Genomic DNA, 23,756 nt, shown 5'->3' with positions numbered 1-23,756 from the left:
CGTCACCGGGCCAGGACCGAGTCGTACAACGCACGCGTGTCATCGGCGATCCGCTGCCAGCTGAACAGCTCCTCGGCGCGTCGACGACCCGCGGCGCCCATCTCGGCCGCACGCGGATCGGAGACGATCCGGGTGAGGGCGTCGGCCAGGTCGGCGACGAAGCGGTCGGGGTCCACGGGCGTGCCCGTCCCGTCGGTCACCTGCTCGATCGGCACGAGTAGGCCCGTCTCGCCGTCGGCCACGACCTCGGGGATGCCTCCCGTGGCCGATCCGACCACCGGCGCGCCACACGCCATGGCCTCGAGGTTGACGATGCCGAGGGGTTCGTAGACCGACGGGCAGACGAAGGCCGTCGCCCCGGTGAGCACCGCGCACAGTTCGCGTCGCGCGAGCATCCGGTCGATCCAGACGACCCCTGCGCGCGTCTGCTGCAGCTCCCGGACGCCCGCCTCGACCTCCGCGAGGATCTCCGGCGTGTCGGGAGCACCGGCGCACAGCACGAGCTGCACGTCGTCCGGCAGGCTCTTGGCCGCCCGCAGGAGGTACGGGAGACCCTTCTGGCGTGTGATCCGACCCACGAAGACGATGGACGGCTTGTCCGGGTCGATACCAGCCGACCGCAGGAAGTCCGGGTCCTCCACGGGCTGCCACTGCTCCAGGTCGATCCCGTTGTAAATCACCTGGACCTTCTCGGGATCGAGGGACGGATAGCTCCGCAGGATGTCGGCGCGCATGCCGCCGCTCACGGCGACCACCGCAGCGGCAGCCTCGAACGCCGTCTTCTCGATCCAGCTCGAGACCCGGTATCCGCCGCCGAGCTGCTCGGCCTTCCACGGCCTCAGCGGCTCGAGACTGTGGGCGGTGACGACGTGCGGGATCCCGTGGAGGAGGCTCGCGAGATGGCCGGCGCCGTTCGCATACCAGGTGTGGGAATGCACGAGATCGGCACCGCCGCAGTCCTGGGCGATGAGGAGATCCGTACCCAGCGTGCCGAACGCCGGGTTGGCCGAGGCGAGCTCCGACGGTACCTGGTAGGAGAAGGTGTCCGGCTCGTCTCGAGGCGCGCCGAACGCTCGCACCGTCACATCGATGTCTCGTCGCAGCGCTCGGACGAGCTCCGTGACGTGGACGCCGGCGCCCCCGTAGATCTCCGGTGGATACTCCCGTGACAGTAGGTCGACTCGCATTCTCCGACGGTAGTACACGACCCCCCTCTCCTCTAGGGTGGGGGCATGCCTGCAACGAAGAAGGTCTTCGGAATCGTCCTCGCCGGGGGTGAGGGAAAGAGACTGATGCCCCTCACCGCCGATCGAGCGAAGCCCGCCGTTCCTTTCGCCGGTCAGTACCGGCTCATCGACTTCGCCCTGTCCAACCTCATCAACTCCGGTCTCACGCAGATCGTGGTGCTGACGCAGTACAAGTCGCACAGCCTCGACCGGCACGTCTCGCAGACGTGGCGGCTCTCCGGCCTGCTCAATTCGTACGTCGCGTCCGTTCCCGCGCAGCAGCGCCTCGGGAAGCGATGGTTCTCGGGCTCGGCCGACGCGATCTTCCAGAGCCTGAACCTGATCCGCGACGAGAAGCCGGACATCGTCGTCGTGGTCGGCGCCGACCACGTCTACCGCATGGACTTCAACGACATGATCGAGGCGCACATCGCCTCGGGCAAGCCGGCGACGGTGGCCGCCATCCGCCAGCCGATCGAGCTCAGCGATCAGTTCGGCGTCATCGACGTGCAGCCGGACGACCCCACGTCGATCCGCGAATTCCTCGAGAAGCCGATCAACGCGACCGGTCTCGCCGACGCTCCCCACGAGGTCTTCGCATCGATGGGCAACTACGTCTTCGACGCCGACGCCCTCATCGAGGCCGTCACGGTCGACGGCGAGTCGACGACGTCCAACCACGACATGGGCGGCGACATCGTTCCGTACTTCGTGAACAAGGGAGAAGCCGGCGTCTACGACTTCAAGCGCAACGACGTCCCCGGGTCCACGGATCGCGATCGGGCCTACTGGCGCGACGTGGGAACGATCGACAGCTTCTTCGAAGCGCACCAGGACCTGATCTCGACGCTCCCGATCTTCAACCTGTACAACGCGGACTGGCCGATCTTCTCGCAGCAGCTGAACTCGCCGCCGGCCAAGTTCGTGCGCGACGGGCGAGGCAACCTCGGCGAGACGATCGACTCGATCGTCTCTCTCGGCTCGCTCATCTCCGGCGCGCACATCGAGCGGAGCGTGCTCGGGTCCTGGGCCCTCGTGGAATCAGGGGCGCGCGTGATCGACTCCGTCCTCTTCGACCGTGTCACCGTGCGTCCGGACTCGATCGTCCAGCGGGCCATCCTCGACAAGGAGGTCGTGGTGGAGGCAGGTGCCCAGATCGGCGTGGACCACGATCGTGACAGGGCGCGTGGATTCACCGTCACCGACTCCGGCCTCACCGTTGTCGGCAAGGGGGTCAGGGTCGTCCCGTGACCGCCCGTGACACCCTGGCCGAGACGGCGCCGCGATTCCTCGTCGTCCTCGACGTCGACTCCACCCTCATCGAGAACGAGGCGATCGAGCTGCTCGCCGCCGAGGCGGGAGCCCTCGACCACGTCGCACGGGTCACCGAGCGTGCGATGCGAGGCGAGCTCGACTTTTCGGAGAGCCTCCGAGAGCGCGTCGCGACCCTCGCAGGGCTCCCGCAATCCGTCTTCGCCGACGTCGCTCCGCGCATCGTTCTGACGACGGGGGTCCGGGAGCTCATCGCCGGGATCCATGACGCCGGTGGTGCCATCTGCGTCGTCTCCGGGGGCTTTCACGAGCTCCTCGATCCCCTCGCCGCGCGCCTCGGACTCGACGGCTGGCATGCGAATCGACTCGAGGTGCGCGACGGCATCCTCACGGGCGCCGTCGACGGCGACATCGTCGACGCGCGGACGAAGGCTGACCGCTTGCGCGAATGGGCCGAGACGTGGAAGCTCCCGCTCGCACGCACGGTGGCGGTCGGCGACGGAGCCAACGACCTCGAGATGATGGCGGCGGCCGGACTCGGCGTCGCCTTCGACGCCAAACCGGCTGTCCGAGCCCGGGCGGACGTCGTGCTTCCGGATCGCGATCTCTCGGCCGTCCTCGCCCTCCTCGGACTCCCCCGCGTCTCGCTCTGACGGCGGGTCAGTGCCCCATCCCGAGGCCTCCGTCGACAGGGATGACAGCACCGGAGATGTAGCCGGCGTCGTCGCCGGCGATCCACGAGACGACCTTCGCGACCTCTGCCGACGTCGCGTAACGACCGGCCGGGATCGACTTCAAGTACTCGGCCCGCTGCTCCGCCGGAAGAGCGTCGGTCATGTCCGTCTCGATGAAACCGGGCGCGACGACGTTGGCCGTGATCCCGCGGGCGCCGAGCTCCCGGGTGATGGATCGGGCCATACCCACGAGTCCGGCCTTGGAAGCCGCATAGTTCACCTGCCCGGGCGAGCCGTAGAGACCCACGACGCTCGAGATGAGGACGATACGACCGAAGCGAGCCTTGAGCATGCCCTTCGACGCGCGCTTGACGACACGGAACGATCCGCCGAGGTTCGTGTCGACGACGCGGTCGAAATCGTCCTCCGACATGCGCATGAGGAGCGTGTCGGCGGTGATCCCCGCGTTGGACACCAGGACCTCGACCGGTCCGAGTTCACGCTCCACCTCTGAGAAGGCCGCGTCGACGGATGCGGCGTCGGTCACATCGGCGCGCACCGTCAGAGCGCCGTCGGGTCCAGAACCCGAGCGGGCGGTGACGGCGACGCGGTGGCCGGCGGCGATGAACTCCTCCGCGATCGCGAAGCCGATGCCCCGGTTGCCTCCGGTGACGAGAACGGTACGTGCAGTAGTCATGAGATCCTTTTCGAACGTGCAAGGGGGCCGCGATAATGCCTACCCCCGGCGTACAGCCTAGGAGATGGACGTAGGCTGGTGACGACCATGAAACAGCCTTCCATCACCACCCTCCCGCCGTCGCCGGACGACGAGCGTCGGAGTCGGATGCGCAAGTACACCATCGCGATGAGCGTTCGAATGGTCTGCATCCTGCTCATCTTCGTGGTGCCGGGCTGGTGGATGTGGGTGTTCGCGATCGGCGCTATCGTCCTCCCCTACATCGCCGTCGTGCTGGCGAACGTCGGCGATGGTCGTCGCGGAACGGTCGAGCAGCCCGGACTCGCCGCTCCCCTCTCCATCGAGCGTGGCGACCGGCGCACCGACGCACGTGCCGATCAGGAGACGGACGGAGACCGGCTGTGATCGGGCTCGGCGGCGAGATCGCTCGCCACACGTGTTCACGCGCGGGCTGCGTCGCCACGGCGACCTCGCGGGTCGAATGGCGCAATCCCCGTATCCACGGCCCGGAACGCACCAAGGTCTGGCTCGCCTGCGACGAGCATGTCGACTATCTGCACGACTTCCTAGCGGCTCGAGACTTCCCGGTGTCCGTCGTTCCCCTGGCCGCGGAGAGCGAACGATGAACCGTTGGCGTTTCGCGTTCTCGCGGAGGTGGTTCGGGTACCTCGCCGTCGCGATCGTGTTCGCGATCGTCTGCGTGCTCCTCTCGAATTGGCAGCTCGCCCGCCGCGCGGAGAAGACCCACGAGATCTCCCTGGTCACCGACAACTACGATGCGCGTCCCGTCGCCGTCGACGCGCTCCTGCCCGACCTCGATGCGTTCGACCCGGCCGACGAGTGGCGCCCGGTCGTCCTCGAGGGTACGTATCTGACCGACGACGAGGTCCTCGTCAGAAATCGTCCGCGTGGAGGTCAGCCCGGCTTCGAGCAGCTCGTCCCGTTCCGGACCACGGACGGCTCCGTGTTCGTCGTGGACCGAGGATGGCTGCCGACGGGCAACGAGCAGGATCTCCCGGATGTCGTCCCGGCCGCACCGAGCGGCACCGTGACGGTGACGGTGCGGTTGCGCCCGGGTGAGCCGACGGTCGCCGGCCGCGGCGCGGGCGAGGGCCAGATCGCGACGATCCACCTGCCCGAGCTGGCCGAGCGCATCGGGGAACCCACGTACACCGGCGCCTATGGCCTGCTCGTCGACGAGTCGCCGGCGCCGGCGGAGACCCGACCGGCTGCGGCGCAACGTCCCGTCGCGGACGAGGGCGCCCACCTGTCCTACGCCTTCCAATGGCTCATCTTCGGGATCCTCGGCTTCGTCTTCCTCGGGTACGCGATCCGTCAGGAGTACCGCGCTCTCAACGCCGACGACCCCGAGGAGCAGGAGCGAGCCGAGAAGCGCGAGCGCAGACGACGTGAGAAGCGGACGGACGCGGACGTCGAGGACGAATTGATCGACGCCTCACGCTGATCCCGCGGTGGACCGCGACGAGACGATCGCGGGGCCCGTTATTCAGGCGAGCGAGATGAGCTCGGCGTAGTCCTTGTTCCAGTGATCCTCGACCCCGTCGGGCAGGATGAGCACACGCTCGGGGTTGAGGGCTTCGACCGCACCCTCGTCGTGACTGACGAGGACCACGGCGCCCTCGTAGTGCGCGAGAGCGTCCAGGATCTCGTCGCGGCTCGCCGGGTCGAGGTTGTTGGTCGGCTCGTCCAGGAGGAGCACGTTGGCCCCGGAGACGACGATCATGGCGAGAGCGAGTCGTGTCTTCTCGCCGCCCGAGAGGACGCCGGCCGGCTTGTGCGAGTCGTCGCCCGTGAAGAGGAAGGAGCCGAGCACCTTCCTCGCTTCCGTCTCGGTGATGTTCGGCGACGACGACACCATGTTCTCGAGCACGGATCGCTTGACGTCGAGGGTCTCGTGCTCCTGGGCGTAGTAGCCGATGCGAAGTCCGTGACCCGGCTCGATCTGGCCGGTGTCCGGCTTGTCGACGCCGGCCAGAATACGGAGAAGTGTGGTCTTGCCCGCACCGTTGAAGCCGAGGATGACCACCTTGCTTCCCCGGTCGATCGCGAGATCCACCGCGGTGAAGATCTCGAGGGAGCCGTACGACCGGGAGAGGTTGGATGCCATGAGAGGTGTCCGCCCGCACGGGGCCGGCTGCGGGAAGCGCAGCTTCGCGACGCGGTCGACCGCGCGCACCTCGTCGAGACCCGCGAGCATCTTCTCGGCGCGCGCGACCATCTGGTGCGCGGCGGCGGCCTTCGATGCCTTCGCCCCGAAACGCGCAGCCTGCAACTGCAACGTCGTGGCCTTCTTCTCGACGTTGACGCGCTCCTTCTTGCGGCGCTCCTCGTCGGCCTCGCGCTGCTTCTGGTAGTTCTTCCAGTTCATGTTGTACGTGTCGATGACCTGGCGATTCGCGTCCAGATAGAACACACGGTTGACCGTCTCGCCGACGAGCTCGACGTCGTGGCTGATCACGATGAATCCGCCCGTGTAGTTCTTGAGGAAGTCGCGGAGCCACACGACGGAGTCGGCGTCGAGGTGGTTCGTGGGCTCGTCGAGGATCATGGTTCGCGCGTCGGAGAACAGGATCCGCGCCAGCTCGATACGCCGGCGTTGACCACCCGAGAGCGTCTTGAGGGGCTGGTCGAGGATGCGATCCGGGAGCGCGAGGTTGCTCGCGATCGATGCAGCCTCGGCCTCGGCCGAATAGCCGCCGAGCGTGTGGAACCGCTCCTCGAGGTCGCCGTAGCGCTTCATGGCTGCGGCGCTCTCTGCGGCGTCCGACGATGCCATCGCCATCGTCGACTCCTGCATACCGAGCACGAGACTGCCGAGGCCGCGGGCGTTGAGGATGCGGGTGCGTGCGAGCTCCTCCGGGTCTCCGGAGCGCGGGTCCTGGGGCAGATAGCCGAGCTCCCCGCTGAGATCGACGGAGCCGGCGTTCGGCTGCAGCTCCCCCGCGAGCACCTTGGTGAGCGTGGTCTTGCCCGCGCCGTTCCGGCCGACGAGGCCGATCTTGTCTCCATCGGACACCCGGAAGTCGACGCCCTCCATGAGTACGCGCGCTCCCACGCGGATCTCGAGGTCGTGAACGCTCAGCACGGTGTGTCCGTTTCTCGTCGGGCGCGCGCAGGGGCTCGCCGCTTCGACGGTAGGGGTGGAGGGGGGATCAGCCTCCCAGTCTACGACGTCGCGCGCGACCTATCGGCGTCGCGTACCTCGTCGGCCACGACCACGATCCGGTCGATCGCCTCCTCGAGGAGCGCGGGGTCGCACGCGATGTTGACGCGCACACGTCCAGCTCCCCCTGGCCCGAAGTCGCTGCCGGTGCGGAGGGCCACCCGTGCTCGGCGCAGGATGACGTCTGCCGGTTCCTCCCCGAGACCGAGTGACGAGACGTCGACCCACGCGAGATACCCGGCGCGCGGCTCGGAGACGACGACATCCGGGAGCTCGGTGCCGAGCCGGCGGACGAGCGTGTGGCGGTTGCGTTCGATGGTGCGAACGGCGCGTGCGAGCCACGCATCGCCCTCCGTATACGCCGCAATGCTCGCGATGACTCCGAACTGCCCGGTTCGCCAGGCGACCTCGACGGGGAGGGAACGGAGCACGGCGGTGGTCCGCGGCGAGGCGGCGATCATGAGGGCGCACTTCAGCCCGGCGATGTTCCAGGCTTTGCTCGCAGCGTGCAGCGCGAATCCGGTCCGGCGCGCAGCGTCCGACACCGACAGCCACGGGACGAAGCGAGCGTCGGAATGCGTGAGGGGTGCGTGGATCTCGTCGCTGACGATGGTGGCGTCGAAGCGGTCGGCGAGATCGGCGAGCTCGGCGAGGGATCCAGCATCGTGCGGGTACCCGAGCGGATTGTGCGGGTTGCACAGCAGGAGCGCGCGCGACCCCGCCCGGAACGCACGCTCGATCCCCTCGAGGTCGAGCGCGCCCGTTTCGAGGAGCGGGACGTCGACCACAGTGGCGCCCGCCTCGTCGGCGAGCATGTAGAACGGCGGATAGACGGGAGGGGTGATGACGAGCCCCGTACCGACGTCGATGCGCCGCAGGATCTCGACGATCCCCATGCTCACGTCAGCGGTGGTCTGTACCGTGGCGTCGGCGAGATCCCATCCCCAGTGCCGCCGTGCGAAGCCCGCGAAGGCGTCGGGCAGGCCCGTCCGGGAGGCGACGTAGCCGGTATCGCCCGCCTCGATTGCGGCGTGCAGGGCTCGAGCGATCGGCTCTGCGAGAGGGAAGTCGGATTCGGCGACGAACATGGGGATGACGTCGTCGGGGTACTCGCGCCATTTCTCGCTCGTTCGGGAGCGGAGCACGTCGATCGGTGCAGCGGACAGCTCGTCCGTCGGCTCGGTCATGGGACCTCCAGGAACGACGAAGCCGACCGGGGCGAACCGGTCGGCTTCGAGTTGGTCAGATGGCGAATCCGAGCGCGCGCATCATGTCGCGTCCATCATCGGTGATCTTCTCTGGACCCCACGGCGGCATCCACACCCAGTTGATCCGGAACGCGTCGACCACGCCATCGAGGGCCTCGGCCGTCTGCTCCTCGAGCACGTCGGTGAGCGGGCACCCGGCCGATGTGAGGGTCATGTGGATGATGAGGGCGTTGTTCTCGTCGTCCCACCCGAGATCGTAGATGAGACCGAGATCGACGATGTTGATCCCCAACTCGGGATCCATCACATCCTTGAGTGCTTCCTCGACCTGGTCGAACTTGTCGGGAGCGAGCGTCGTGACCATGGCCTTTATGCTACGGGAGCGTCGGAGAGATAGCGATCGTATCCCTCGTCCTCGAGGCGGTCCGCCAGCTCCGGCCCACCCTGCTCAGCGACCTTCCCGGCGACGAACACGTGGACGAAGTCAGGCTTGATGTACCGGAGGATGCGCGTGTAGTGGGTGATGAGGAGGACGCCGAGGCCGGTGTTCTCCTTGGCGCGGTTGACGCCCTCCGAGACGATCTTGAGCGCGTCGACGTCGAGCCCCGAGTCGGTCTCGTCGAGCACGGCGAACGACGGCTTGAGCAGCTCGAGCTGGAGGATCTCGTGGCGCTTCTTCTCGCCGCCCGAGAACCCCTCGTTGACATTGCGCTCCGCGAACGTGGAGTCCATCCGCAGGTCGCTCATCGCGCTGCGCACGTCCTTGATCCAGCTGCGCACCGACGGAGCTTCGCCGTCGATCGCCGTCTTGGCGGTGCGGAGGAAGTTGGTGACGGTCACTCCCGGGATCTCCACCGGGTACTGCATCGCGAGGAAGAGGCCGGCACGGGCGCGCTCGTCGACGCTCATCGCGAGCACGTCCTCGCCGTCGAGCGTGATGCTTCCCGACTCGACCGTGTACTTGGGGTGGCCGGCGATCGTGTAGGCGAGCGTCGACTTGCCCGAGCCGTTCGGCCCCATGATCGCGTGCGTCTCGCCCTTGCGGATCGTGAGGTCGACGCCCTTCAGGATGGGCTTCGTTCCCTGATCGGTCTCCACACTGACGTGGAGGTCGCGGATTTCGAGTACAGACATGGGACTAGATCTCTTTCGTTACGGTCGGGTCGATGTAGATGTCGCCGTCGCGGAGTTCGACCGCGTAGACGGGGACGGGTTCGTAGGCCGGCAGCGTCAGGGGCTTCCCTGTGGTGAGCTCGAACTTCGAGCCGTGCGCCCAGCACTCGAGGGTGTCGTCCTCGACGAAACCCTCGGCGAGCGAGATATCGCCGTGCGTGCAGGTGTCGCCGATGGCGTGCACGACTCCGTCGCCGTCGAGGACGAGAGCGATGGGCGCTCCCCCGACGACGACGCGCTTGGCCTGATTGGGTGCCAGCTCGGAGAGCGGGCAGACGTTCTCCTGCACGATCAGCGCTCACCCGCTGACAGGGTGGTTCCGGCGAGCTCGGCCTCGATGGCCGTGCCCAGGCGTTCCTGGAGCTCGGCGTCGTCGATCTGCTGCACGATCTCGGTGAGGAACCCGCGCACGACGAGGCGTCGAGCCTCCTCCTCCGAGATCCCACGAGCCTGCAGGTAGAACAGCTGCTCGTCGTCGAAACGGCCGGTCGCGCTCGCGTGCCCTGCTCCCGCGATGTCACCGGTCTCGATCTCGAGGTTCGGGATCGAGTCGGCGCGGGTGCCGTCCGTGAGGACGAGGTTGCGGTTCTGCTCGTACGAGTCGGTGCCCGTGGCCTTCTGCCCGATGAGCACGTCGCCGATCCAGACGGAGCGGGCCCCCTGCCCTTGCAGTGCACCCTTGTAGGTCACGCGGCTGCGGGTGTGCGGAGCGTCGTGGTTGACGTAGACCTGCTGCTCGAGGTGCTGGCCGGCGTCAGAGAAGTAGAGCCCGAGCGCCTCGATGTCGCCGCCCTCCGACGCGAGGTGCGTCGACGGGTTCACGCGCACGACGGAGCCGCCGAGCGACACGACGACGTGCTTGAGCTTGGCGTCGCGCCCGATCTTCGCGAAGTGCGCGGCGAGGTGGAGAGCGTCGTCGTCCCAGCCCTGCACGCTCACGACGGTGAGGTGGGCGCCGTCGCCGACGACGATCTCGACGTTCTCCGTGAGCTTCGCCTGACCGGCGCTGTCGAGGATCACGAGTCCGGAGCTGAAGGGCGCGGCTGTGATCACCGTGTGCGCGGCGCGCGGCGTCGTGCCGAGCGTCGAGCGGCGGATCACTGCGCGCTTCTTCTCTTCTCCGGAGACATCGATGCGCAGCACATCGGCTGTCTGCGACCAGGCGTTCGCCGCCGCTCGCTCCTCCGGGATGCCGGCGAGCCCGCGCTCGGTGCTCGCCGCGTCGGCCCACGCGACGGAGACTCCGTCGACGGAATCGGCGTCGACGGCGTACGCCGAGCCGTCGAGGTCGCCGGAGATGAGCTCTCCGAGCTTGTCGACGGGGGTGAGCTTCCAGGACTGCTCGCGTCCCGTGACGGCGGCGAAGTCGTCGACGTTCGTCGACGTGAAGCGCTCCGATCGCGTCTGGACGGGGACGAAGCGCCCCACGCCGTCGCTGTGGGCCTTGAAGCCGTGTTGGCCGGTGGTCTCGAGGGTCTGGCTGGGTGTTCCAGCCGGCACTGCGGTCGTCATCTAGCCGACGGATCCTTCCATGCCCATTTCGATGAGCTTGTTGAGTTCGAGCGCGTATTCCATGGGGAGCTCTCGCGCGATGGGCTCGATGAACCCGCGCACGATCATGGCCATGGCCTCGTCCTCCGGCATTCCGCGGGACATGAGGTAGAAGAGCTGCTCCTCGCTCACGCGGGACACTGTCGCCTCGTGGCCGAGCTGCACGTCGTCGACGCGGATGTCGATCGCCGGGTAGGTGTCGCTGCGCGAGATCGAGTCCACGAGCAGGGCGTCGCATCGGACCGTGTTGGCCGAGTGGTGCGCGTTGGCGTCCACCCTGACCTCTCCGCGGTATCCGGCACGTCCGCCGCCGCGCGCGATCGACTTGGAGACGATCGACGACTGCGTGTACGGCGCCATGTGGATCATCTTGGCCCCGGCGTCCTGGTGCTGGCCCGGGCCGGCGAACGCGACGGAGAGCGTCTCGCCCTTCGCGTGCTCACCGGTGAGGTAGATGGACGGGTACTTCATCGTGACCTTGGACCCGATGTTGCCGTCGATCCACTCCATCGTCGCGCCCTCCTGGGCGATCGCACGCTTGGTGACGAGGTTGTAGACGTTGTTCGACCAGTTCTGGATCGTCGTGTAGCGAACGCGGGCGTTCTTCTTCACGATGATCTCGACCACGGCGGAGTGCAGCGAGTCCGACTTATAGATCGGGGCGGTGCAGCCCTCGATGTAGTGGACGTAGCTGCCCTCGTCGGCGATGATGAGCGTTCTCTCGAACTGGCCCATGTTCTCCGTGTTGATGCGGAAGTACGCCTGGAGCGGGATCTCGACGTGGACGCCCGGGGGGACGTAGACGAACGAGCCGCCCGACCACACGGCCGTGTTGAGCGCCGCGAACTTGTTGTCGCCGGCGGGGATGACCGTGCCGAAGTACTCCTCGAAGAACTCGGGGTGCTCCTTCAGCGCCGTGTCGGTGTCCATGAAGATGACACCCTGGCGCTCGAGCTCCTCGTTGATCTGGTGGTAGACCACCTCGGACTCGTACTGGGCCGCGACTCCGGCGACGAGGCGCTGGCGCTCCGCCTCCGGGATGCCGAGGCGCTCGTACGTGTTCTTGATGTCGTCGGGAAGCTCTTCCCACGTCGCGGCCTGGCGCTCCGTCGACCGGACGAAGTACTTGATGTTGTCGAAGTCGATGTCCGAGAGGTCTGCGCCCCACGTGGGCATCGGCTTACGACCGAAGAGGTCGAGCCCGCGCATGCGGCGCTTGAGCATCCACTCCGGCTCGTCCTTCAGTCGCGAGATGTCCGCGACGACCTCCGGCGACACTCCACGGCGCGCGGAAGCCCCCGCGACGTCGGAGTCCGACCAGCCGAATTCGTACACGCCGAGGCTCTCGAGCTCTGGGCGATCGATCAGGACGTCCGACATGACTACCTCTCTCTCCTCCATCGGCAACAGGGGCGTGCGAACACGCATTCCCCGAACCGACACGTGACACCGTGCGATGAGGCACAGCTCCCGACGAGCGAGCCCCGTTCCCGGGCACCCGACCCGTTCGGGCATGGTTCTCGAGACCTCGTCGTCTCCGTAGAATGGTTGTGGAAGCACCGATCGGACCGTCGCCGTTCGGGAGAATCCCTCTCCGCGAACACCAGCCGATCCGGTCCCGGCCTCAACCCCACGATTCTACAGGGTGCAGCATGCCCGCGGGACGTCGTCCGGGCGGCCTTTCAGCAAAAGAACGCAGGAAGAAGTCGAGATGAACGCCCCGACCCGCACGACGAACCGTCTCACGGAGGCGCTCGCGCGCTTCTGGGGCTGGCTGCGGATCCGGTTGGCGCACTTTTGGGCCTGGCTGCCGACGAGCATCGATCGCCGGGTCCGCATCATCGTCTGGGCGAACTTCGTCGCTCAGACCGTCATCGTCGGAACGGGCGGCGCCGTCCGCCTCACGGGTGCAGGACTCGGATGCCCCACGTGGCCGCGCTGCACGGCCGACTCCTTCGTGACGACACCCGAGATGGGCATCCACGGCATCATCGAGTTCGGCAACCGCACGCTGTTCTTCGCGGTGGAGATCATCGCGATCCTCGCGGTCCTCTTCGTGATCCGCTACCGGAAACAGCGCCGCGACCTGTTCGTCCTCACGATCATCCCGGCAGCGAGCGTCTTCCTCCAGGCCATCGTTGGCGGCATCACGGTCCTCAGCGGACTCAACCCCTACGTCGTCGGACTCCACTTCGTGCTGAGCGTCGTCCTCGTCGTCCTCGCCGCCGTCCTCGTGTACCGCGTCTACGAGGCGCCGGGACCGCGGGTGCGCGTCGCGCCGTCCTGGTACGCGGGTCTTGCGCATCTCACCTCTTTCTTCGTCGCCGTCACGGTCGTCGTCGGCATCCTCACGACGGGCTCAGGACCGCATGCTGGAGACGGCGGCGCCAAGCGCAACGGGCTCGATCCCGAGCTGCTCCAGCACGTCCACAGCTGGCCTGCCTACATCACACTGGGCCTGACCGTCGTGCTCGTCGTCGGGGCCGTTCGCTTCCCGCCGCGCCCACGGACGCGCACCTTCGTGCTGTGGCTGCTGGGCACTGAGATCGTTCAGATCATCGTCGGAGTCACCCAGGCACGTCTCGGACTCCCCGAGATCCTCGTGGGCATCCACATGGTGCTCGCGTGCCTCCTGACGGCCGCGATGACCGCCGTGGTGCTGTCCCTGAAGAGCCCGATCGCGTCGACGGTCGGCGAGGCCGAGCGCCAGCCCGTCACGGGGTCCGTCGCCGCCTGACGGGTCGACGGCCAGTTGGCCCCACGTCGAGCGCCGTCCCCCGTTGCGGGCTGCCCCACGTCGAGGGTGTCCCCACGTCGAGGACCGTCACCGCGCTGACGGCCCTCCCTCCGTTCCACGCGCCCGCCTCCGCATCGCGCCCACTTCAGGTCGAGCCGAGCGCCACACGAAAACGTGTGGCGCTCGGCTCGATGTGTAGCGCTCAGGAACTCCGGCCCGCGAGAAGAGTCGCGAGTCCGAGATGTCCGCGCCGCTTAGAAGGGCAGCAGCGGGTCGATCGCGATGGCGAGGAACAGGATCGTCAGGTAGCTGATGGACCCGTGGAACACGCGCATCGGCGACACGGTCTCGTGCCGGATCGCCAGGTTGTAGAGACGGTGGGTCTCATAGATGAACCAGACGCCGGCTCCAAGAGCGGTGACCGTGTAGACGACCCCCATCCCGGCTGCCGGGATGAGCAGGAGCGAGCACGCGACCGTCGCCCACGTGTAGAGGATGACCTGCAGACCGACCTGAGCACGCCCGCGGACCACGCCGAGCATGGGGACGCCGACCGACTTGTAGTCCTCGCGGTACTTCATCGACAGGGGCCAGTAGTGCGGAGGCGTCCAGAGGAAGACGACGCTGAAGAGGATGAACGGCGCCCAGGTGAGCGAGTTCGTCACGGCTGCCCAGCCGATGAGGACGGGGAAGCACCCGGCGATCCCGCCCCAGATGATGTTCTGAGACGTGCGTCGCTTCAGCCACAGCGTGTACACGAAGACGTAGAACGCGATCGCCGCGACCGACAGCGCGGCGGCGAGGAGGTTCGTGAAGGCGAGGAGCCAGGCCGTCGAGACGACCGCGAGTATCCAGGAGAACACCAGCGCTTCCCTCGGGGTGAGGTCACCCGTCACGAGCGGCCGCTTGCTCGTCCGCTTCATGACCTTGTCGATATCGCGGTCGATGTACATGTTGAAGGACGCAGCGGACCCGGCGCTCATCGCGCCACCGAGAACGGTCGCGATCACGAGCCAGAGGTCGGGCAGGCCGCCCTCGGCGAGGATCATGACCGGGATCGTCGTGACGAGCAACAGCTCCATCACACGAGGCTTGGTGAGGGCGACGTAGGCCTTCGCCTTTCGACGGAAGCCGATCCTCTCGGATACGACGCGTTCTTCTACGGCTGCCTTCATCGCTCCTCTAACCGGTTCTCGTCCCGTCCGATTCTACGCGATGTCGAACGCGCGGCACTCCACTACTCCTCGCTTCGAGGCGATGCAACATCGGGAAACCGTGCATCTCCCGTCCCTATACTGGTCCTGCCCGCATCGGGCGCACCCCTCTCCTCGCTCGTCAGAAGCGGCGGCGCGTCCGGTGTCGACGGCGGCGCCGCGAGCGCGCCAACACCCCACCGAGTCGAACCCGCTGTTCGCTCGGTTACGAATTGGGAAGGATCAGTCACGTGGCAGTTCTCGAATGGGACGGAGTCGACGCGAAGGCCGTCGACACGGCGCGAATCCTCGCAGCCGACGCGGTGGAGAAGGTCGGGAACGGCCATCCGGGTACCGCGATGAGCCTTGCGCCCGCCGCCTACCTCCTCTTCCAGAAGGTCATGCGCCGCGACCCGCGCGATCAGGACTGGCTCGGCCGCGACCGCTTCATCCTCTCGGCCGGCCACAGCTCGCTGACCCAGTACGTCCAGCTCTACCTCGGCGGCTACGGTCTCGAGCTCGACGACCTCAAGGCGCTGCGCACGTGGGGATCCAAGACCCCGGGGCACCCCGAGTACGGCCACACGGATGGCGTCGAGATCACAACGGGACCGCTCGGTCAGGGCCTCGCCTCGTCCGTCGGTTTCGCATACGCCGCCCGCTACGAGCGCGGCCTGTTCGATCCTGAGGCGCCGCAGGGCGAGAGCCCCTTCGACCACTTCGTCTACGTCATCGCAAGCGACGGCGACATCGAGGAGGGAATCACGAGTGAGGCGTCCTCGCTCGCCGGCCACCAGCAGCTCGGCAACCTCGTCGTCATCTACGACGCGAACCAGATCTCGATCGAGGACGACACCGACGTCGCCTTCACCGAGGACGTCGCGGCCCGCTACGAGGCCTACCACTGGCACGTGCAGACAGTCGACTGGAAGAAGACGGGCGACTACGTCGAGGACGTGCAGGAGCTCTTCGACGCGATCGAGGCCGCCAAGGCCGAGACGACGAAGCCTTCGCTCATCGTCCTCAAGACGATCATCGGTTGGCCGAGCCCGACCAAGCAGAACACGGGAAAGATCCACGGTTCGGCCCTCGGCGGCGACGAGCTCGCCGGCGTCAAGAAGGTCCTCGGCTTCGATCCCGAGAAGACCTTCGAGGTCTCCGACGAGGTCATCGAGCGCACCCGCGGCGCCGTCGAGCGCGGAGAGGCCGATCGGGCGGAGTGGCAGAAGTCGTTCGACGCGTGGGCCGAGGCCAACCCGGAGCGCAAGCAGCTCCTCGACCGCCTGCTCACCGGCGAGCTGCCAGAAGGGGTCGAGGATGCTCTCCCCGTCTTCGAGGCGAACACGGTGGTGTCCACGCGCAAGGCGTCCGGCAAGGTCCTGTCGGCGCTCGGCGAGGTCGTCCCCGAACTGTGGGGCGGTTCGGCCGACCTCGCGGAGTCGAACAACACGACCATCGAGGGCGCCACGTCCTTCATCCCCGCGAGCCGTTCGACGGAGATGTGGACGGGCGACCCCTACGGTCGCGTCCTCCACTTCGGCATCCGCGAGCACGCGATGGGCGCGATCCTCAACGGCATCGTCCTCCACGGTCCGACGCGCGCCTTCGGCGGCACCTTCCTGATCTTCAGCGACTACATGCGGCCGGCCGTCCGGATCGCGGCCCTCATGCAGATCCCGTCGATCTACGTCTGGACGCACGACTCGGTCGCCCTCGGAGAGGACGGACCGACGCACCAGCCGATCGAGCAGCTGTCGACGCTCCGTGCCATCCCGAACCTCGCTGTCGTCCGCCCCGGCGACGCCAACGAGGTCTCCTACGCGTGGCTCGAGATCCTCAAGCGTCGGGGCGGGCCTGCCGGTATCGCCCTCACGCGCCAGGACATCCCGGTGTTCGAGCGCGGAGACGGCGACGCGAGCGGCGACACCTTCGCGTCGGCGAAGAACGTCGCGAAGGGCGCGTACGTCCTGGCCGAGTCCCCCACGGGAACGACCGACGTGATCTTCCTCGCGACAGGCTCCGAGCTGCAGATCGCAGTGGACGCCCGTTCGACCCTCGCCGAGGAGGGCATCGGCGCTCGTGTGGTGTCGGTCCCCTCTCTCGAGTGGTTCGAGGAGCAGGACGAGGCCTACCGCGAGTCGGTCCTCCCGTCGTCCGTGACCGCTCGGGTATCGATCGAGGCCGGTCTGGCGTTGTCCTGGAGGCACATCGTCGGAGATGCCGGTCGCAGCGTGTCCATCGAGCACTTCGGCGCGTCGGCCGACTACAAGACGCTGTTCAAGAAGTTCGGCATGACGACGGAAGCAGCCGTCGCCGCCGCCAAGGAGTCGCTCGGTCACTGACCGGGCAGGAAGAAGAAACGGGTACACCCCATGAGCGACAACCCCACTACAGCCCTCTCCAACGCCGGCGTCAGCATCTGGCTCGACGACCTCTCCCGTCAGCGCATCGCGTCGGGCAACCTCGAGCAGCTCATCGCCGAGAAGAATGTCGTCGGTGTCACGACCAACCCCACGATCTTCGCCGGCGCTCTCTCGCAGAGCGAGTCGTACGCCAAGCAGGTCGCCGAACTCGCCGCGCAGGGAACCGATGTGACCGACGCGGTCTTCGAGATCACGACGGACGACGTGCGTGACGCGGCGAACATCTTCTCGAAGGTCTACGAGTCGACAGCCGGATTCGACGGTCGCGTCTCGATCGAGGTCGAGCCGGGCCTCGCCCGCGACGCCGCCGGGACGATCGCCGAGGCGCAGCGCCTCTGGACGAAGATCGACCGCCCGAACGTCATGATCAAGATCCCGGCCACCGTCGAGGGCCTCGAAGCCATCGCGGAGACCATCGGTGCGGGGATCAGCGTCAACGTCACGCTCATCTTCAGCCTCGAGCGCTACCGCGAGGTCATCAACGCCTACCTCACGGGTCTCGAGAAGGCGCGAGCCGCCGGCATCGACCTGTCGACGATCCACTCGGTCGCGTCCTTCTTCGTGTCGCGCGTCGACACGGAGATCGACAAGCGACTGAGCGCGATCGGCACGGACGAGGCCGAGGCTCTCAAGAGCAAGGCCGGGGTCGCGAACGCGCGCCTCGCATACCAGGTCTACGAGCAGGCATTCGGATCGGAGCGGGCCAAGGTCCTCACCGCGGCGGGTGCCAACCCGCAGCGCCCCCTCTGGGCGTCGACCGGCGTGAAGGACCCGAACCTCTCCGACACCCTCTACGTCACGAGCCTCGTGGCCGAGGGAGTCGTCAACACGATGCCGGAGAAGACGCTCGACGCGACGTTCGACCACGGAGACGTGACGGGTGACACCGTGACCGGCGAGTACGAGAACGCGAACGCCGTCCTCGACGCCCTCGCCGGTCTCGGCATCTCCTACGACGAGGTCACGGCCCAGCTCGAGAAGGAGGGCCTCGAGAAGTTCGAGGTGTCCTGGAACGAACTGCTCGAGACCGTCGGATCCGCCCTGGAGAGCGCGAAGTGAGCTTCAAGATCCAGGTGAGCGGAGCGGCCGCCGAGGCCGTCGCCACTGCGGTCCCGACTCTCGTCGCCGATCTCGTCGCGTCCGGCATCACCGGGCAGAACCCCGACCTCTGGGGTCCAGACGCCGTCGAGGAATCCTCGAAGCGTCTCGGTTGGGTCGAGGCCGCGAGCATCTCGCGCCCCCTCGTGGCCGAGATCGCCGAGCTGCGCGAGCAGCTCGCCGCTCGCGGCGTCACCCGCATCGTGCTCGCAGGCATGGGCGGGTCGTCGCTCGCTCCCGAGGTCATCACGCAGACCGTCGGCGCGGAGCTCACCGTCCTCGACTCCACGGCGCCCGGTCAGGTGCGCGCGGCCCTCGCCGACCGCCTCGCGGAGACGGCCATCGTCGTCTCCTCGAAGTCGGGCTCGACGGTCGAGACCGACAGCCAGCGTCGTATCTACGAGGAGGCGTTCCGCGCCGCGGGCATCGACCCCGCGGAACGCATCATCGTGGTCACCGACCCCGGCTCGCCCCTCGAGTCGTCGGCCCGCGACGCCGGCTACCGCGTGTTCCTCGCGGATCCGAACGTCGGAGGCCGCTACTCGGCGCTCACCGCATTCGGCCTCGTCCCGAGCGGACTCGCGGGCGTCGACGTCGGAGAGCTCCTCGACGAAGCGCAGGCCATCTCCGTCGAGCTCGCCGTCGACAGCGAGCAGAACCCCGGGCTCATTCTCGGCGCGGCGATCGCCGCGACGTCCCCACGGCGCGACAAGCTCGCGATCGTGGCCGACGGCACCCACATCGTCGGATTCCCCGACTGGGCCGAGCAGCTCATCGCGGAATCCACGGGGAAGCTCGGTACGGGAATCCTGCCGGTGGTCCTCGAGCCTCTCGCGACGGAGATCACCGCCGGATACTCCGACGTCCAGGTCGTCCGCATCGTCGACGACGCCGATTCCCACGGACACCTGTTCTCCGGGGACGACCACCACGGCGAGATCCACGTGAGCGGGACGTTGGGCGCGCAGATGCTCGTCTGGGAGTACGCCACGGCGGTCGCCGGGCGACTCCTCGCGATCAACCCGTTCGATCAGCCCGACGTGGAGTCGGCGAAGGTCGCGACGCGTGGCCTGCTCGACGCCACCCCGGAGCCCACAGCTCCGGCATTCGTCGACGGCGGCGTCGAGGTGCGAGCGACGGACGGGCTCGTCGATGGTCAGTCGACCGTCCGCGGCGCGATCGACGCGCTCCTCGCGGCGCTGGGCGAGGACGGCTACGTATCGATCCAGGCCTACGTCGACCGGGTGGCGACGCCGCAGCTCGATGGCATCCGCGACCTGCTCGCCGCCCGAGCGGGCCGCCCCGTCACCTTCGGATGGGGGCCGCGATTCCTGCACTCGACCGGCCAGTACCACAAGGGTGGACCGGCCACCGGTGTGTTCCTGCAGATCACCGAGAACACGACGGAGGACCTCCCGGTCCCCGGTCGGCCGTTCACGCTCGGTCAGCTCATCCGCGCCCAGGCTGCCGGTGACGCGAGCGTGCTCGCCGACCACGGCCGTCCCGTGCTCACGCTGACCCTCGCCGCAGGCGCCGACATCACCGCGCTCTTCGAAGCCGCAAACTGAGCTCGCGCTCTCCAGCGAAAGAACCTGAATGCCTCCTGTCCCTATCACCGCGGACTCGAATCCCCTCCGGCACGAGTCGGATCGCCGACTCAACCGCATCGCCGGCCCCAGCGGTCTCGTCATCTTCGGCGTGACAGGGGACCTGTCACGCAAGAAGCTCATGCCTGCCGTGTACGACCTCGCCAACCGTGGGCTCCTCCCCCCGGGCTTCGCCCTCGTCGGGTTCGCCCGGCGGGACTGGGAAGACCAGGACTTCATGGAGGTCGTCCATGACTCCGTCCAGAAGTACGCCCGGACCGAGTTCCGCGAAGAGGTGTGGGAACAGCTCGCACAGGGAATCCGCTTCGTCCCCGGTGAGTTCGGAGACGACGCGGCGTTCGAGCACCTGAAGCGCACGATCGAGGAGCTCGACTCCGAGCGCGGGACGATGGGCAACCACGCGTTCTACCTGTCGATCCCACCGAAGGCGTTCCCCCAGGTCACCGAGCAGCTCAGGCGGTCGGGACTCGCCGAGCAGAAGGACGGACAGTGGCGACGGGTCGTCATCGAGAAGCCCTTCGGAAGCAACCTCCGCACCGCGCGAGAGCTCAACGCCGTGGTCGAATCGGTGTTCCCCCCGGACAGTGTGTTCCGCATCGACCACTACCTGGGCAAGGAGACAGTCCAGAACATCCTCGCCCTGAGGTTCGCCAACCAGCTGTACGAACCCATCTGGAACGCGAACTACGTCGACCACGTCCAGATCACGATGGCCGAGGACATCGGCGTCGGCGGCCGGGCCGGGTACTACGACGGCATCGGTGCTGCCCGTGACGTCATCCAGAACCACATCCTCCAACTGCTCGCACTCACCGCGATGGAGGAGCCGATCGCGTTCGACGCGGCCGCCCTCCGTGCCGAGAAGGAGAAGGTGCTCGCCGCCGTCTCCCTGCCGCAGGACCTGTCGACGGCTACGGCACGTGGACAGTACGCCGGCGGGTGGCAGGGGGGCGAGCGTGTCCCGGGATTCCTCGACGAAGACGGGATGAACCCGCAGTCGACGACCGAGACGTTCGCGGCCATGCGCCTCGACATCAACACCCGTCGGTGGTCCGGAGTTCCGTTCTACCTCCGCACGGGTAAACGTCTCGGCCGTCGCGTCACGGAGATCGCCGTGGTGTTCAAGCGCGCCCCTCAGCACCTCTTCGCCGACTCCCAGACGTCCGAGCTCGGCCAGAACGCTCTCGTGATCCGCGTCCAGCCGGACGAGGGCGTCACGATCCGCTTCGGGTCGAAGGTGCCGGGCGCCGGTATGCAGGTCCGCGACGTGACGATGGACTTCGGCTACGGCCACGCATTCACCGAGGCGAGCCCGGAAGCGTATGAGAGGCTCATCCTCGACGTGCTCCTCGGCGACCCGCCGCTCTTCCCTCGCCATGAGGAGGTCGAGCTCTCCTGGAAGATCCTCGACCCGATCGAGGAGTTCTGGGCCGCGCAGGACGGCCCGCTCGAACAGTACACACCGGGATCCTGGGGTCCCTCGTCAGCTGACGCCCTCATCGAGCGCGACGGCAGAACCTGGAGACGTCCGTGATCGTCGACCTCCCCGACACCACCGTCAGCGCGGTGTCGAAGACCCTCGTCACTCTGCGTGAGGACGGCGGCGCCGTCGCCCTCGGGCGCGTGCTCACCCTGATCATCGTCTCCTCCGACGGCGAGGAGGAGGAGGCCATCGAGGCCGCCAACGACGCTTCGCGCGAGCACCCCATGCGTGTCATCGTCGTCTGCCGCGTCGACAACGCCGCGGCCGACCCCCGTCTCGACGCGGAGATCCGCGTCGGCGGCGATGCCGGAGCGAGCGAGGTCATCATCCTCCGAGCCCGCGGCGACGCCGCGAGCAACGAGGAGAGCCTCGTAACGGGTCTGCTCCTTCCCGACGCCCCCGTCGTCGCGTGGTGGCCGAGCAAGCCTCCCGCCGATGTGGCCAACTCCCCCATCGGCCACATCGCCCAGCGGCGGATCACCGACTCGTCGACGGCAGACGACCCTGAGGCAGCCCTCCTCCGTCTCGCGGAGAGTTACAAGCCCGGAGACACGGACTTCGCCTGGACGCGACTGACCCTGTGGCGCGCGCAGCTCGCCGCCGTGCTCGACCAGCCGCCGTACGACGAGGTGACGGCCGTCTCGGTGTCAGGCTCCTCGGACTCCCCGTCGACCATCCTCCTGGCCACCTGGCTCGAGATGGCCCTCGACGTGCCCGTCCAGCACGAGCTCACCAGCGGTCGCTCGGGCATCGGAGGGATCCACGGCGTCGCCCTGGAACGCGCGAGTGGTGAGATCTCGCTCGAACGACCGGAATCGACCATCGCGTCCCTTCGGCAGCCCGACCAGCCGACGCACGACATCGCCCTCCCACGCCGGACCCTTCGGGACTGCCTCGCCGAGGAGCTGCGCAGGCTCGATCCCGACGTCCTGTACGGTGAAGTGATGACCACCGGTCTCCCGCGGTTCCTCGCGGAGGTCGGCGCAGTGAAGGGACACTCGGGCGAATGACGAACGATCGGCGCGTGCTCGTCCACTCGGATGCCGAGGCCCTCGCAGCCTCCATCACGGCTCGATTCCTCACGAAGGTGATCGATCTCCTCGACGAGCGCGACCACGTCAATGTGGTGCTCGAGGGTGGACGGATGGGTGTCCGAGTTCTCGAGACCATCAACGCATCGCCCGCTCGTGACGGAGTCGACTGGTCGCGTGTGCACTTCTGGTGGGGCGATGAACGGTGGGTCCCCGCCGACCACGAGGACCGCAACGACGTGAAGGCCCGTCGTGCACTGATCGATCACATCGATCAGCCGTCCACGTGCGTCCACGCCTTCGCCTCGTCGGACGCCGGCCTCACGCTCGATGAGGCGACCTCGGCGTATGCCGACGAACTCGCTGCCCACGCCGAGTCCGATTCCGGTCTGCCGATCTTCGACATCACCTTCCTCGGTGTGGGCCCGGATGGGCACACCGCGTCGCTGTTCCCCGACCGGGCCGAGGTGAACGAGCGCGAAGCGACCGTCGTCGCGGTTCGGAACTCGCCGAAGCCCCCGGCCGAGCGCCTCTCCCTCACCCGTCACGTTCTCAACTCGTCCCAGCGGATCTGGGTGGAGATGTCGGGCTCCGACAAGGCGTCCGTGCTCGGGCTCGCTCTCGCCGGAGCATCCTATGCGGAGGTTCCCATCGCGGGCATCAAGGGGCGCAAGCGCACGGTCTTCTTCGTCGACCGGGCGGCCGCGTCCGAAGTACCCGACAGCCTGATCGCTCGCGACTACTGACGCCGTCGTCGGCCTTACGCAGGTCGCCCCACGACGAAGGCCCCGACCGTGTTGGTCGGGGCCTTCGTCGTAGATCAGGTGGTCAGGCGTTCGTTCCGCGGCGTTCGCGCAACTGACGGAGTGCGTCGTCGAGCAGCTGCTCGGCTTCCTCCTCCGTACGACGTTCCTTCACATAGGCGAGGTGCGTCTTGTACGGTTCGAGCTTCGCGACCTCCGGCGGGTTGTTGCGATCCCGACCTGCGGGAAGACCGGAAGACGGGCAGTCGATGATCTCGGGGATCTCCTCGTCGGGGAGATTCGCCGCGAAGTATCGCACGGTTTCATTGCCGAGCGCGTCCCAATACGAGATCGCCACCCGGTCGGCGTGGTAGCCGTGATCCTGCTCACCCATGGGCCCGGCGCCGACGCGCGAGCCCCTGATTGCACTTCCTCCAGCAGCCATTTCCGTGCCTT

At 67.6% G+C, this 23,756-nt stretch carries 23 protein-coding genes; 12 read left to right on the top strand and 11 right to left on the bottom strand.

The window, feature by feature from the left end; all coding sequences use genetic code 11:
* Positions 1-2 precede the first annotated feature (2 nt).
* Entirely contained in the window at positions 3-1,187 is a 1,185-nt protein-coding gene (glgA, locus tag CLV49_RS15825; protein WP_106564400.1) for a glycogen synthase, read from the bottom strand.
* A 45-nt stretch (positions 1,188-1,232) separates the two neighbouring features.
* Between glgA and CLV49_RS15820 the strand changes: the two genes are divergently transcribed.
* Positions 1,233-2,477, top strand: a complete 1,245-nt coding sequence (locus CLV49_RS15820; protein ID WP_106564399.1) for a glucose-1-phosphate adenylyltransferase — start codon at positions 1,233-1,235, stop codon at positions 2,475-2,477.
* Positions 2,474-3,151 (top strand): phosphoserine phosphatase SerB, encoded by a 678-nt coding sequence (serB, locus tag CLV49_RS15815; protein ID WP_243696530.1) that lies wholly within the window; start codon positions 2,474-2,476, stop codon positions 3,149-3,151. The genes CLV49_RS15820 and serB overlap by 4 nt, the downstream gene beginning before the upstream one ends.
* 7 nt (positions 3,152-3,158) lie before the next feature.
* Here serB and fabG read toward each other — a convergent pair whose 3' ends face one another.
* Entirely contained in the window at positions 3,159-3,869 is a 711-nt protein-coding gene (fabG, locus tag CLV49_RS15810; RefSeq protein WP_106564398.1) for a 3-oxoacyl-ACP reductase FabG, read from the bottom strand.
* 87 nt (positions 3,870-3,956) lie between these two features.
* Here fabG and CLV49_RS15805 point away from each other — a divergent pair, with 87 nt between their 5' ends.
* The 3 genes from CLV49_RS15805 to CLV49_RS15795 are packed head-to-tail and all read left to right on the top strand — an operon-like array spanning position 3,957 to position 5,334.
* A complete protein-coding gene (locus CLV49_RS15805) occupies positions 3,957-4,274 on the top strand; it encodes a DUF3099 domain-containing protein (RefSeq protein WP_106565162.1) in 318 nt (105 codons plus the stop codon).
* Positions 4,271-4,495 (top strand): hypothetical protein, encoded by a 225-nt coding sequence (locus CLV49_RS15800; RefSeq protein WP_106564397.1) that lies wholly within the window; start codon positions 4,271-4,273, stop codon positions 4,493-4,495. Before CLV49_RS15805 ends, CLV49_RS15800 begins: the two co-directional genes overlap by 4 nt.
* Positions 4,492-5,334 (top strand): SURF1 family cytochrome oxidase biogenesis protein, encoded by an 843-nt coding sequence (locus CLV49_RS15795; protein WP_106564396.1) that lies wholly within the window; start codon positions 4,492-4,494, stop codon positions 5,332-5,334. The genes CLV49_RS15800 and CLV49_RS15795 overlap by 4 nt, the downstream gene beginning before the upstream one ends.
* Positions 5,335-5,376: 42 nt before the next feature.
* Here the strand turns inward: CLV49_RS15795 and CLV49_RS15790 are convergent, their stop codons facing one another.
* The 7 genes from CLV49_RS15790 to sufB all read right to left on the bottom strand — a co-directional run bounded on the left by CLV49_RS15790 (position 5,377) and on the right by sufB (position 12,365).
* Positions 5,377-6,975 carry an ABC-F family ATP-binding cassette domain-containing protein gene (locus CLV49_RS15790; protein WP_106564395.1) on the bottom strand — a complete coding sequence of 533 codons (1,599 nt, stop codon included), beginning with the start codon at positions 6,973-6,975 and terminating at the stop codon, positions 5,377-5,379.
* Between the two features lie 80 nt (positions 6,976-7,055).
* Complete coding sequence (locus tag CLV49_RS15785; protein WP_106564394.1) at positions 7,056-8,240, bottom strand: MalY/PatB family protein; 1,185 nt, start codon at positions 8,238-8,240, stop codon at positions 7,056-7,058.
* A 55-nt stretch (positions 8,241-8,295) separates the two neighbouring features.
* Positions 8,296-8,625 (bottom strand): metal-sulfur cluster assembly factor, encoded by a 330-nt coding sequence (locus CLV49_RS15780; protein WP_106564393.1) that lies wholly within the window; start codon positions 8,623-8,625, stop codon positions 8,296-8,298.
* Between the two features lie 5 nt (positions 8,626-8,630).
* Positions 8,631-9,395 carry a Fe-S cluster assembly ATPase SufC gene (gene sufC / locus CLV49_RS15775; RefSeq protein ID WP_106564392.1) on the bottom strand — a complete coding sequence of 255 codons (765 nt, stop codon included), beginning with the start codon at positions 9,393-9,395 and terminating at the stop codon, positions 8,631-8,633.
* Between the two features lie 4 nt (positions 9,396-9,399).
* Positions 9,400-9,726, bottom strand: a complete 327-nt coding sequence (locus CLV49_RS15770; protein ID WP_106564391.1) for a non-heme iron oxygenase ferredoxin subunit — start codon at positions 9,724-9,726, stop codon at positions 9,400-9,402.
* On the bottom strand, positions 9,726-10,946 hold the full coding sequence (gene sufD, locus CLV49_RS15765) for a Fe-S cluster assembly protein SufD (RefSeq protein ID WP_106564390.1): 1,221 nt from the start codon (positions 10,944-10,946) through the stop codon (positions 9,726-9,728). Before sufD ends, CLV49_RS15770 begins: the two co-directional genes overlap by 1 nt.
* Entirely contained in the window at positions 10,947-12,365 is a 1,419-nt protein-coding gene (gene sufB / locus CLV49_RS15760) for a Fe-S cluster assembly protein SufB (RefSeq protein ID WP_106564389.1), read from the bottom strand.
* A 331-nt stretch (positions 12,366-12,696) separates the two neighbouring features.
* On the opposite strand from sufB, the gene CLV49_RS15755 reads away from it, so the two are divergent.
* Positions 12,697-13,722 (top strand): COX15/CtaA family protein, encoded by a 1,026-nt coding sequence (locus CLV49_RS15755; RefSeq protein WP_106564388.1) that lies wholly within the window; start codon positions 12,697-12,699, stop codon positions 13,720-13,722.
* Positions 13,723-13,976: 254 nt separating this feature from the next.
* Here CLV49_RS15755 and CLV49_RS15750 read toward each other — a convergent pair whose 3' ends face one another.
* Entirely contained in the window at positions 13,977-14,897 is a 921-nt protein-coding gene (locus CLV49_RS15750) for a heme o synthase (protein ID WP_106564387.1), read from the bottom strand.
* A 269-nt stretch (positions 14,898-15,166) separates the two neighbouring features.
* Between CLV49_RS15750 and tkt the strand changes: the two genes are divergently transcribed.
* The 6 genes from tkt to pgl are packed head-to-tail and all read left to right on the top strand — an operon-like array spanning position 15,167 to position 23,303.
* Positions 15,167-17,257: a transketolase gene (tkt, locus tag CLV49_RS15745; protein WP_106564386.1), complete on the top strand. Its 2,091-nt coding sequence runs from the start codon at positions 15,167-15,169 to the stop codon at positions 17,255-17,257.
* Positions 17,258-17,287: 30 nt separating this feature from the next.
* The gene (tal, locus tag CLV49_RS15740) at positions 17,288-18,397 is read left to right on the top strand and encodes a transaldolase (RefSeq protein WP_106564385.1); all 1,110 of its coding nucleotides are present in this window, start codon (positions 17,288-17,290) and stop codon (positions 18,395-18,397) included.
* On the top strand, positions 18,394-20,004 hold the full coding sequence (locus CLV49_RS15735) for a glucose-6-phosphate isomerase (RefSeq protein ID WP_106564384.1): 1,611 nt from the start codon (positions 18,394-18,396) through the stop codon (positions 20,002-20,004). The genes tal and CLV49_RS15735 overlap by 4 nt, the downstream gene beginning before the upstream one ends.
* A gap of 28 nt (positions 20,005-20,032) precedes the next feature.
* On the top strand, positions 20,033-21,577 hold the full coding sequence (gene zwf, locus CLV49_RS15730; protein ID WP_106564383.1) for a glucose-6-phosphate dehydrogenase: 1,545 nt from the start codon (positions 20,033-20,035) through the stop codon (positions 21,575-21,577).
* Positions 21,574-22,536 (top strand): glucose-6-phosphate dehydrogenase assembly protein OpcA, encoded by a 963-nt coding sequence (locus CLV49_RS15725; protein ID WP_106564382.1) that lies wholly within the window; start codon positions 21,574-21,576, stop codon positions 22,534-22,536. The genes zwf and CLV49_RS15725 overlap by 4 nt, the downstream gene beginning before the upstream one ends.
* Complete coding sequence (gene pgl, locus CLV49_RS15720) at positions 22,533-23,303, top strand: 6-phosphogluconolactonase (protein WP_106564381.1); 771 nt, start codon at positions 22,533-22,535, stop codon at positions 23,301-23,303. Before CLV49_RS15725 ends, pgl begins: the two co-directional genes overlap by 4 nt.
* An 82-nt stretch (positions 23,304-23,385) precedes the next feature.
* Here pgl and CLV49_RS15715 read toward each other — a convergent pair whose 3' ends face one another.
* Positions 23,386-23,745, bottom strand: coding sequence for an RNA polymerase-binding protein RbpA (locus CLV49_RS15715; protein ID WP_106564380.1), 360 nt, complete (start codon positions 23,743-23,745; stop codon positions 23,386-23,388).
* Positions 23,746-23,756: the final 11 nt, after the last annotated feature.

Source organism: Labedella gwakjiensis (genome assembly GCF_003014675.1).
Lineage (GTDB): Bacteria > Actinomycetota > Actinomycetes > Actinomycetales > Microbacteriaceae > Labedella > Labedella gwakjiensis.
Note: the sequence above shows the minus strand (reverse complement) of the source record. Positions and strands in the feature narration are given on the sequence as shown.